At 60.1% G+C, this 12,050-nt stretch carries 5 protein-coding genes; 3 read left to right on the forward strand and 2 right to left on the reverse strand.

Annotated features, from left to right (window positions below; all coding sequences use genetic code 11):
* Window positions 1-98 precede the first annotated feature (98 nt).
* Window positions 99-5,120, reverse strand: coding sequence for an AAA domain-containing protein (locus tag ACOVQ0_RS05815; protein WP_421881368.1), 5,022 nt, complete (start codon window positions 5,118-5,120; stop codon window positions 99-101).
* Complete coding sequence (locus ACOVQ0_RS05820; RefSeq protein ID WP_421881371.1) at window positions 5,101-8,538, reverse strand: class I SAM-dependent DNA methyltransferase; 3,438 nt, start codon at window positions 8,536-8,538, stop codon at window positions 5,101-5,103. The genes ACOVQ0_RS05815 and ACOVQ0_RS05820 overlap by 20 nt, the downstream gene beginning before the upstream one ends.
* Before the next feature lie 224 nt (window positions 8,539-8,762).
* On the opposite strand from ACOVQ0_RS05820, the gene ACOVQ0_RS05825 reads away from it, so the two are divergent.
* From ACOVQ0_RS05825 to ACOVQ0_RS05835, 3 genes are all read left to right on the forward strand, one after another.
* Window positions 8,763-9,443, forward strand: a complete 681-nt coding sequence (locus ACOVQ0_RS05825; protein ID WP_421881374.1) for a recombinase family protein — start codon at window positions 8,763-8,765, stop codon at window positions 9,441-9,443.
* Window positions 9,444-9,988: 545 nt separating this feature from the next.
* The gene (locus tag ACOVQ0_RS05830; protein ID WP_421881377.1) at window positions 9,989-10,195 is read left to right on the forward strand and encodes a hypothetical protein; all 207 of its coding nucleotides are present in this window, start codon (window positions 9,989-9,991) and stop codon (window positions 10,193-10,195) included.
* A gap of 98 nt (window positions 10,196-10,293) precedes the next feature.
* Entirely contained in the window at window positions 10,294-11,580 is a 1,287-nt protein-coding gene (locus ACOVQ0_RS05835; protein WP_421881380.1) for a deoxyguanosinetriphosphate triphosphohydrolase family protein, read from the forward strand.
* Window positions 11,581-12,050: the final 470 nt, after the last annotated feature.

The following is a 12,050-nucleotide window of genomic DNA, read 5'->3' on the forward strand; positions in this document are numbered from 1 at the left end:
ACTGTCGCGATCGGCCTCTTGGTAAATCAGGAGAAGCTTCGGCACTGTCATACGAGTAGGGCGTGCACCTGCTCCATCTTTCTCAGCCTCCGGTGCAGCTATATCTCGGCTGCGACAGACATCTCGCCAGGCCATTCGCGATATTCTGCATAGGTCCTTGCACGTTCGGTCGCGCGCCGGGGGTGAATGTCGAGTGTTTGCAGTAAATCAGTCAGCTCAGCCAGCACATGAGCGCGCTCGCGCACAAACCTTGACGCGAAGCAACGCCATATCCGCCACCCGGCGCGTTCCAGCGTGCGTTGACGGGCCATGTCGGCTGGCCACTGTTCCGGGCCATGGTAGCGATCCCCGTCACATTCTATCGCAAGCCGCAGATCGTCATCACCTTCGACCACGATGTCAATTCGATGAGCCCCTACGCGAACCTGCGTGTCCAAGGCATACCCGCGCTGAGCCAGCTCATCGAACATCTCGCGTTCGAAATCCGATTCACAGCGATCTCGCGCATCGCTCTGGTCAGTGGCGCTGACCGGGAAGGGGGACCGAAAATGCTCAAGTAGCGCCCTTCGCAGTGCGTCACGAGCGCTCAACTGGTCCAGGTCGATGGAGCGAACCAGGATCATACGTTCACGTGCTCGCGATGCGGCGACATTAAAGCGCTGTTCAAAGGCAAGCCCACTAAGCGCCGTGGCCTGATCGGGAGTGGCCACCATAGAGAGAAACATCACGTCGCGCTCATCGCCCTGGAACGCTGATGGATCTCCCACTCGTACGCGGAACTCTTCAATGAAGGGTATGCCCAGCTCCGCCTCGATCCGTCGGTAGATCAAGGCCGCCTGCTCGGTGCCAAGTAATGTTGTCACACCGAATGACCTGCCCTTGAAGGCTGGATCTTCGGCCATGCGCTTCAATTCGCTCACGATGTAATCAGCTTCGGACGGGTTAGTCTTGCCCTTGCGGTAACCGTCAGTGACTCTCACATCGACCAGAGCAGGATCAAGGCGTTCAGATGCCTTCGGGAGTCGCAACGGTTTGAGTTCATTGCGATAGAATTGTCTCTTCGAGAACTCGATGATCGGCGCAGCGCACCGGAAGTGTTCGCGCAACATCAAGTTGTCGCCACCGAAGACAACGCTCGCCAGATCGTAGAGCGAGGCCTCCTCTCGCATCGGTGCAACGAACAGCGAGACTTGTGACGATAGATGGCGGGCTGCTCGTTCGTTGGCTTTGGCCATGTCAAGACCAACATGGTCGGGGCTGACCTGCTTGTCGTCGCCCACGACGAGGATTTGTCGGGCTCGGAAAAGGGCAGGCAATCCCGCAAGCGTAGACTGTGAGGCCTCGTCAACTATCACGAGATCAAAGATGCCGAGTTCGGGGGGAAGGGACTCTGACACCCGGTGATGGGGCATGATCCAGCAAGGAAGCGCGCCCTTCACCGCATTGGCGGCGCGCCTTGCAGTCTTGCGGTGGCGGTTTGCGCTTTTTCCGGTGCCTCTACCTATTTTCCCAACGGCGACTGCATAGGCGCTCAAAGCGGCCATGACTGCAGGCGATGCCTGCTGTTTCAGTGCCAACCAAGTGCGCTGCTCGATGAGGCGAGTGTAAGCTTGCGCAAGATCGCCCTCGGCGCGCTGACGATCCTGATGCAGCCCCCGAAATTGATCCAGCTGTTGTGATGCATCAAGCCAGCAAGCCAAGCGCCGGAGCCTCCACCGCCGCTGCCAGTCGCCAGGGCACAGTGTATCTTCGCCAGCCGTCGGCTCCGTGCGAAGCTGCGCCGCCCAAGATATGGCACCCGAGGCGTGGACTTTCGCAGATACCGCGTCGACGACGTCGAAATTTGGACGGTGCCCATGCAGGCGCTTGATCTGTCCCGCGAGTGCGATCGCAGCTTCCCGTACACTCGTCGCGGAGATTTCCTCCTTGCCAAGCTGCGCCGCGAACAAACGTATATCTCCATGGATAGGAGTCTCGTGCGCTGCCAATGTCGCGATAAGATTACGCCGGGTCGCCTCGGCCTCGATCAACCGTGCTCGATCGATGTGTAGATGGAGGCAAGATGCAATGGGTGACGCGTCCTGCTTTCGAGCGATAACGCCAGGCCATTGCGGGAAAAGGCGCCGCAGATCGGTCGTCAGGCGTATGGCCTCACTCTGGTGAGAGGAGAGGACATCGAAACGATCAAGCACGCGCACAGCATCGCGACCAGCTGCCGGACCGACGCTAGTGATAGCTGGTAGACCCGTCCCCTCGCACGCGTGATTCCAGCTGGCGCAGAACGTTTTCGCGCGTTCAACGGCACCGATGAAGCGTGCGACGGCTTTCCAGTCCTCGGCGCTCGCCGGTGCGACCGCCCTGAGCCGAACGGCTTGCAGGGCTTGCTTGGTCTTCCTCGCGAACAAGCCAGCAAACGTGCCCAAGCCCTGACCACCATCCTGCAAATCACCCACCGCGGCGAGAAAGCGAGGGTCGTCTAAAGCATCGTCAGGAAGCTCGATTGGCCGGGGCAGAAACCAGGCATAATCTTGTGCCAATGCACGAGCATCGTCAGTCAGCCTGCGGATCGCTTGCAGCACGGGATCGGCTGGTGTTGCCAACAGAATTTCAACCGCGTCGTCCCAAGCAGGTGCCGATGCGTCGAGTTCATCCCGGCGCCGCATCCACGCGGAAAGCCGCTCATTCACGTCGCGAAGTGCCTTGCTGATTTCGGGGCCTTCGCCAGCGACTGACCATGTTGTTCCGCTGCTGATCGTCTCGTCAATTTCAGAGGCGGCGATCAAGTCGAGGTGAGCAGCTACGAGCCTTTCCACGTCGTCCAGCAGATCAGCTGGTGGCAGCGTCTTGTCGAGGTAGCCCAGCGACGTCCCCAGCGCAGCGCGCGCCTGCCTGATTGAGGCAATATCGTCGTTCGTAAATGATGCCGTGTTGGCGGCTTCCGGTGTGATTGCATCCTTGATCCACAGGGCATCTTCGCCCGCGCCTAGCACCTCCAAAGCGGCATCTAAGGGGGCGATCACCTGTCCGTCGAGGGTGACCGGTGAAAGGGCCGTGCGCCCTAGACGATCGATGTCATGGTCGATCTTCGCAAGGGTCCGATGAAGGCCGTCGATGCGGCTGTCCAACGCGCTGATCTCGCTCTCGAGGTCTGACCTTCGCAAGCTTTGGAGACGCTCTGCGATCAGATCGACGGAGGCACGGAATTGCTTGAGCCCTTCGCGGTCGCTGTCGAGCAGGCTTACTGCCAACGGGCGGATTGCAGGGGGAAGCTGGTCTTGCAGAACCTGAAGTGCAGGGGACTTTTGCGATGTCACCAGAACTCGCCGCCCGGTCGCAAGGTAATGGCTGATGATGTTGGCAATGGTGTGGGTCTTGCCGGTGCCGGGCGGGCCTTGGACAACCACGCCGTCACGCACGGCCAGTCGCTGGACGATCTGCACCTGCTCTGCATTGAAGGGCTTGGGAAAGAACAGGTCGTCGCCGACGCCGTCAGAGGAGGTCACCCCAGGAATGGAGTTGATGCCCCGGAATGTCGGGAAGTCCTCGCTTGCAACTGTGCTCGATGGTTCTGTGAAGAGCGCTGCAAGGGAGCCGGGGATCTCAACCTCGCCATTGCTGGTCTCGAGCAGTTCCTTGAACGCCAGCAGGTCAGCCATCAGTTGGGTTGCCCGCCGCTCGCGCTGAAAGAAGCCGAAGGCGTTTGTGACGATCAGGTCGGGACCCGGCATGGGCGGTGGCAGTATCTCGCCACCCCCGCCGCCTCGGTACTGCGCCTGGGCATCGAGAAGCGCTGCAGCTTGCTGGAGGATGGGATCGTATGTGCCGGAGGCAAAGGGCGACAGCGGGTCGTCCTCAAGTCCGTCAAGCACTGCCCGGGCATCCCTGCGCCATGCATCAACTTGGCCTAAACCAACGGCGTCGAGTACGTCAGCTTCGATCGAAGGCGCCACTTCCTCGCGGGGCACGATCGACAGGACATGGCTGCTGCGATCAAGCTCGATGTCGAGCGGTACGGTGAGCAATGGGTAGCGAAGCCGCTTTCCATCGCGCACCACAGCCGCATAGCCGATGCCGCAGACGAACTCCTGCGGCGTACCGTCCGGAGCCGCGAGCGAGGCCTGCAAAGCAAACAGGCTGCCGTACAAGGCCATAGTGGTGCGGCGTGGCCGTTCACGTTGCGACCACTGCGTCCAAGGCCCGGCAACATAGCCTTTGAACGCAGAATCCAGTGCCTCTTGCTGCGGCAGATCGCTGCGAGCAATGCCCGATTGGCCCTCTTCGACCGCAATTCCGGCTCTTCGGCATTCTGCTGTCGAGAGGCTCTCACGCAGGCGCGGCTGGGTTGCCGGATCGTCTGACAGCACGATCCAGGGCACGAGCAGCGGGTCTTGAGGTATTGGCGGCGCGAGCTTTGTCAGGCGCTCTACCTGCAGCCAGGCCACGTCATCACCGTCTACGCGATTGAAGGTGACACCCGGCAACCCGGCAAGCTCGTCGTGCGTGCGGTGAAAGCCCTTATGATCGCTCACATCGGTGACGGTCTTGAGCTTGTCCTTTTCGACCGCGATCACATAGTCGATGAGGGCCGCCATGCGCGACACGACCGGGGGAGCTGCCTTGGGGCCTATTGGTTTCTCAATCGATGGCTCACCCCGAGGGCCAGAGGACGCAGGCGGCGATTCTGGAGCCACCTCTGCCTCCTGCTTTGGAACTTTGGCCTTCACCTCGGCTTGTGCTCTTTCCAGCTTCGCCCGCAATTGCTCCTTTCGGGGCCGCACCAGATTCGGGAAATGTGCAAGCGTCTTAAGCGGCGGTGTGATGCCGGGCAGGGTGGGCTCTACTGGGGGCGTTGGCTTGGCCGACGGTGGCGAGAGGTCCAGTTCAAGCCCTTCAAGGATCGCCGTGATCTTGAGATGCAGCTTTTTCGCCCGGTCTGTCTCGCGTTTGCCGAGTTCGGCGAGAACCTGGCGCAGGGTCGCGGGATCATGACGCATTTGCTCGACCAGCCTTTCAAGCTCGACGATGCTCTTCTGCATGTACGGCCTTTTGCCGATCATGTTTCCACCTGCCGCATAGCGTGGCTGTCCGCTCGTCTCAGGATCACGCAGCGTACCTTCCATCGCTCAGCCGACGTGCCATGCCGATGCCTGCCAGCGCATCGAGCACCGGACGAACGGTTGATGCGCGCTTGCCCTTGAAGGCGCGGGCGATGTCTTGCGGGGCAAGGGGCGTGGCCGCGGCGGCAAGGATGCCCTGTACGGCGCTGACCTGCTCGGGGAGCTTGTCGGGCCAAGGGATCACATTGTCGGGCAGCGGGGCGGCGCTTTCGCCGAAATCGAGGCCCTGCGTGATGGGCGGCTGATAGTCCGGCGCCTGGTATTCGGGGCGCAGCCAGCGGATCAGGCCCTTGGCCTCTTCGGCGGCGCGTTCCTTGTTGAGCGCGACAAGGCGGGTGAGGATGCCCTCGTCGGCAAGATCGGCGGGCCAGCCATAGGCCTGCGCGACAAGCGCATCGATCGCATCGTGATGCTGGCGAATCAGGGTGACGAGGCCGCGATCGTGAATGTCGCGCTCGGCCTCGGTGAGGGCGCGGCCCTCTTTCAGCGCTTCGAGCACGTTGTAGAGCTGGGTCAGCGTCAGATCCTCGTGAGCGGCCAGCACCTGCTTGCGCAGGGCGTCTAGCGCCTCGGCTTCGGCGCGGATGCGGTCCTTGAGCGGCTCGGGCATAGCGGCGGGGAAGGGGAAGGGATCGAATGTCTGGACACTTTGGTAGCGAGGACGATCTTCGAGAGTCCCCCCGGCATAGGATTTCCAGACCGCGTGGAGGCGCGAGGACAGTAATGCCAATACCAAGGCGTCCGAGCAGGTGATTACGATGATTGATCCGTCGAATTGTGTCGCATCAGTGCCAGAAAAAACGAAGGTAGGATGCTTTGACACTTCCGAGGTAACGATCACGCGAGATAAGCCTTTTGCTGCTCTGCGCATTGCTGGTCTCGGCTCAGCGAAGATCCACCAGAGATCGCGGTAGGACTTGCGTTTCAAAGTTTGGCGCAAGGGTCGGACAGTGTTCGAAAGGTGTTGGTAGATCGCTGGCTCATTCGTTCGCAGTTCGTTTTCCATGATGCCGAAAACGTCGATCACGAACCTGCCTTGGGGACGTCTTGTAATGTCACTCCCTGCGATGAGCATCGGCATCTTTGCGGGTGAAGCGCCCGCCTTGATCAACTCTTCCCGCTCCGACGCCGTCAGGCGGAATCCGTCCCCAGCAAGCTTCACACCCATGAAGCAGAGATGTTCGTTTGCCCGTAGAGGTTTGGCGACGGTAACATCAACGCCGATCGTGAGGTCTGAATTCACACGACCGACCTTTACGGAACCCACCGGGGCAGAAGGGGTGTCATCGACCGACAAGATTATGCCATCTACTGTGCCGGGAGCCGTAACGGTCATTGATACCCTAACGGCAGCGTCGGTCTCTACGTCCCTCCATGGGTGGTCCGCTACGCCGTAAATTATCGATACTGGCTTCGGACCTGACAACGCCTTGGAAATGACCTTTTGGCCTGTGGTTTGGCGAAGGGTGTTGGTGGTTATTAGACCGCAACGCTTCACCTGTGCTTTACCGACCAAGCTAGCTCCTCTAGCCCACCAGTAATAGACGAAGTCGATGTCACCGGGCAAATCAGGATAGGCCTGCCGGACTGCTTCATAATAGCCGTCACCCAGTTGCTCGCGGATACGCTTACTGCCGATGAACGGCGGATTCCCCACGATGAAATCCGCCTTGGGCCACTTCGCCGCGCGCGGTTTGACATAGCGCCAGACTTCCATCCGTGCGTCCTCGTCGGGCACGGGCTTGCCGGTGACGGGGTGCGGCTTCATCGTCTCGCCGTCCCAGCGGCTGACGGGCCTGCCGCTCTCCTCCAGCTCCAGCACGCGATCGTCCCATTCGATCAGGGCATCGCGGTTCTCGATGGTGCGAACATCGCGCAGGATCGGCTCGGGCGGCGCGCGGTCTGCTCCGTTGACGCGGAAGTGCCACTGCAGGTAGCCGATCCACAGCACCAGCTGCGCAATCGCGGCGGCGCGCGGGTTGATCTCGATCCCCAGGAAGTTTTCCGGCGTGATGGTATGGCCGGTGATCTCCGCCACGTACTGGTCGTCACCCAGCTGGAGCAGGTATTCCAGCACTTCGCCTTCCAGCTCCTTCATGCGCGCCATGGCGACATAGAGGAAATTGCCGGTGCCGCAGGCGGGGTCGAGCACCTTTGTCTGCGCCAGCCGGGCGTGGAATGCTTCGACGAAGGCGCGCGCCTCGTCCGTCTTGCCGTCGTCGATCAATTGCCCGGCGGCCACGCGCACGCCGTTCCAGTCAGCGCGCAGTGGTTCCATGATGGTCGGGCCGATCAGCCGTTCGACATAGGCGCGCGGGGTGTAATGCGCGCCCAGCTTGGCCCGCTCCTTCGGGTTCAGCGCGCGTTCCAGCAGCGTGCCGAAGATGGCAGGCTCCACTTCGGTCCAGACATGCTCTGCCGCCTGGATCAGCACTTCCAGCTCTTGCGCATCGAGCGGGATCGCGGTGCGTTCCTTGAACAGGTAGCCGTTGAACTTCTTGAGCGGCACACCCAGCGCGGGGGAGAACTCGCCCTTGTCCATCGCCGCCCACAGCGCGGAAAGCTGGTGCTCGAGATGCACAGGGTGCGAGCGCTGGTTCTTCAGCAGCGTGGTGAAGCTGCGTTCGGGGATCAGCCCGCTGTCCTCGGCGAACATCGTGAACAGCACGCGCATAAGGAAGCCGCTGGTCGTCTCGGCATTGTAGCCGCGCTTCTCCAGCCTGCGGGCGACCTTGGCGAGAAGATCGGCAATGTCGCGCGTGACGCGGGTGGCGCGGGCGGTGGGATTCAGGCTCTTGGGCTCGGTCCAGATCGCGCGGAGGCGGTCGCGCACGTCGGGATCGCGCAAGTCCTCCAGCATGATGCGGTAGCGCGCCCGATCGGGAAACTGGGCATAGGCCTTCCCGGTGCCGGTGAAATCGGCATAGACCTCGATGCAATAGCCGATGTCGGCCACCAGCAGGAACGGCGGCCAGCCATGATCTGCGGGCAGCGCCTTGGCATAGCGTTCGGCCTGGCCCTTGGCGGCGTCCATCGCCTTGGCCCAGCCGGGCGTGCCGCGCCGGGCGGTGCCTCGCTTCAGGCGGGCGCTGGCGGTCTGCCCGAACAGGTCGAGGTCATCTTCCCCTCGTCCGGCGGCGGCGCGGTCCCCCTCGCTGCCCTGCTTGGCTTCGAGGATGAAGCAATCGCGGCGGTAGCAGTCGATCCGGCCAAAGCTCTGCGTGCCATCGCCATTGTCCTGAAACACACGGCGTTCGAACACATAGTCGTTGCTGGCATCGTCCACACGGCTGCCGTGCTGAGGTTCGACGCCAATCAGGTGGCACAAACCGTTGATGAAGCTCTGCGTGTTCGCAAGCTCCGATCCCCCGGTGTGTTTCCAGTGCTCGATGAATTGATCAACGTCGACGCTTGTCCCCATGGCCGAAGGTAAAGCATGCAGTTGAAGATGAAGCAAATGTGCAGTGGATGCTGTGACTGTATTACTTCTCACCACGGCTGAAAGGGGACAGACCGCCCCGGCATTGGTCCGGCCTGTATGCCGTTGCCATAGCGATGCGAATTTACTGCTTTGCCAAGGTGTATGAAGTGGCGTAATGACCGTTACGCCGTTTCATACACCTGTCCTGGCGGTGGAGAGCGTTCATGAAGGTCGTCGCGTATTATCGAGTCTCTACTACGGGGCAGGGCCGAGGTGGCTTGGGGTTGGACGCCCAGCGCTCTGCCGTCGCGGCGTACTGTGGCAGCAGGCGGTGTGAAATCGTCGGCGAGTTTACCGAGATCGAGAGCGGGAAGGTCGATCGTCGCCCGGAACTGACAAAGGCAATGCATCTGGCCAAAGTCACCGGCGCGACCTTGGTGGTGGCCAAGCTGGATCGCTTGTCGCGAAATGTGGCGTTCCTCGCAGCTCTTCAAGAAAGTGGCGCACCCTTTGTCGCTGCGGATCTGCCTGAGGCAAACGAACTGACGATCCATATCATGGCTGCGGTGGCGCAAGCAGAGCGCAAGGCCATCTCGCGACGGACCAAGGAGGCGCTTGCGATGGCCAAGGCCAAGGGTGTTCGTCTGGGCAACCCCAACGGTGCTGCTGCACTTGCTAGGGCGGCGCGTGGCAACTCAGCCTCGCTTGCGGCAATCAAGCACGGGGCCGAGCGTTTCGCCTTGGACGTTGGGCCGATAATCGCTGATCTAAAGGCGAACGGCCATACTTCGTTGCGCGCCCTCGCCACGGAGATGAACCGTCGTGGTATCGTGACGCGCCGGGGAGGGGAGTGGCATGCTGCGACCGTCCGGGACTTGGTGCAGAGGCTCGGGGCGCTAAAGTGAGAATGCAGCGGTATGGGTGTTGTCTCGCAAGTTCGTTCACTCGCGATGGGCTGCGAAGGTGAATTCTTACGGTGCACAGAGGCAGCTGAATCAACGACGCGCCGTGTCAGAGAGGTTCACGACGCTTCTTGGGCTTCTAGATGGCCGGGTGACATGGTTCCAAGGATGCCGCAGATGACCACCTCTGCCGCGACAGGCCGCTTGCTTTGATCCTGACGGCCATCACATGGTGGCCACGTGCAAGAGATATGCGCGCCACGCGTAAAATATGTCCTTGTGATGACCCAGATGCCTTTTGCAGCGCAGAAAAAAAATTTTCGGAGTCCAGCCCTCAAAATGGCGACAACCTTTTCCACGCACCTCTGCCGGCCAAATTTTTGACGGAGGATGTAATGCGCCACGGCGGGTGAATTTGACAAAATCTACGGAAATGAGAGATTGAACCTCAGTCAGCGTCCGCTGGCACCGATCGCGCGCCTAATCGTTCATCATATAATGACGAATTTGCGTGAGACGGGAGAGGTCTAACCAGGTGGAGAGCAACCATGGCCGATAAGGACCCGCAAGACACCGAAATTCTCAGTATAGTTGGTACGGGCATAAGCCCTGACAGCCTCATTGCTGCGCTCAGTGAAAAATACCCGATGGATAACGTCATCGAAGGGCTGCAGCGCGCCATTGAGCGTGAAAAAATTACTCTTGATCGTGCTGGCATGGTCGTAACGGTGCGACAGCTTGCTGAAGCCGCCTAAGAAAAAATACCGAGGGGTAGTGAGTGTCAGTTGAGGAAGATTCGCCTCTTAGTAAGGCGCGTGTAGGCCGTTGTCATATAGACGATCTCGCACCCTCAATGGACCAAAGGCGCGCATTTGAGCGCGATCGGGACAGGATACTCTACTCCTCGGCATTCCATCGCTTGGCGGGGATCACGCAGATCGTACGTGCCGGCGAACTCGACATCTTTCACACACGCCAGCAGCACACGTATAAGGTCGCCCAGATCGGACGGCGCTTGGCGCAATATCGCCTCCATAAGCAACCGGAGGCAGCAAAGCTTCATGGGCTTGATGCTGAGGTGGTCGAAGCAGCCTGTCTGGCACACGATCTAGGGCACCCACCTTTCGGGCATGCCGCAGAAACTGAGCTCGACAGGCTCGTGCGCGATCCTACCCTTTGTGAGGGGCTTTTGGAGGATGCTGCACCAGATGGCTATGAAGGGAATGCCCAGACATTCCGCATCCTGACGAAGCTGGCGGTTCGGTATGGAAAAGATAGCCCTGGACTCGACCTCACCAGAGCGACGCTAGCTGCGACGCTTAAGTACCCTTGGTTGCGTGACCTTTCACACGACAAAAAGAAAAAGAAGTGGTCGGCGTACACGTCTGAAAAATCGTCGTTTGAATGGGCGCGTGCCCACTGTCGTGGCGACTATAAGACGGCTGAAGCGGAGCTTATGGATTGGGCGGACGATATCGCTTATTCCGTGCACGATCTTGAAGATTTTCATCGCGTGGGGATAATCCCATGGAGTGAGATCATCTCCGATAAAACTCGCGATCGCATCATCGACGGAGCGCTTAAAGACTGGGCCAGAGACCCGAGCAATCCAGCCGATGCCCATGTCCGTCTGAAGCGCGCAATGGATCGCATCAAACTCCGAACCAAGATGTTTCCGCGAGTTACAGATGAAGTCTACAACGGTGGGCGCGAGCAACGGCGACAGCTTCGAAATTTCACCTCTACGCTAATCGGGGGCTACGTTCGCGCCGCGAAGTTGGCTGAGAACCTCGAGGGCGCAGCGGTCATCATCGATCCTGACGCCCTCGACGAAGTCCGGCTGTTGAAGTATTTTGCACGGCACTACGTAATTGGCCTTCCAGCACTGCATGCGCAACAGTATGGGCAGAAGCGCATCGTGCGGGACCTATTTTCGATTTTCCTCACGGAAGGAAAGTCAGGTAACCTTGGCCTGTTCCCCGTCCGGCTTCAATACATTTGGGAGGATAACCCTGATGACAAGCCCGCGCGGCTGGCAGCAGACTGCGTAGCTTCTCTGACTGAAAACGAAGCATACCAGCTCCATGGACGCCTTACAGGCATGGAAAGCGGCCTGATACTGGACCCCATCGTTCGATGAAGGATCATCTGACACGATAACTTCTTCGATCGGGGCCAGGTTGCCGAGGACTACCACCTGACGTCGACCTTGCCCTTTAGGTCTCCGAACGAGCGGATAGTCCCAACCTCTGCCGCAGGGCTGAGCGAGTAGCACAAGTCCCGCCGCGTGGTGGAGGGCTCGTCAAAGTCACGAAGGCAGGCAAGGTCTCCCTCCCAGCAAGAACCACCCAGCAGTCTTACTAGGGCGAGGACTGGAATTAGAACGATGTTCAAGAGCGCCGCCAAGGCGCCATGCCGTGTGTAACGCCTGTGTAACTGCGCTGGGAATTCTGGGGATGCTTCGGGTATGTTTGTAGCCCCTCCGTGCACACAAATCCGCGCTAAACTGCGGCACTGTGGACATTTTTGGAATATCCTGGAATACCTAGCTTACAGACTTAAAATCCCTTGATCCTTGATCGTGCGGGTTCGAGTCCCGCCGTCCGCACC

Source organism: Novosphingobium sp., assembly GCF_049240505.1.
In the GTDB taxonomy this organism is placed as follows: Bacteria; Pseudomonadota; Alphaproteobacteria; order Sphingomonadales; family Sphingomonadaceae; genus Novosphingobium.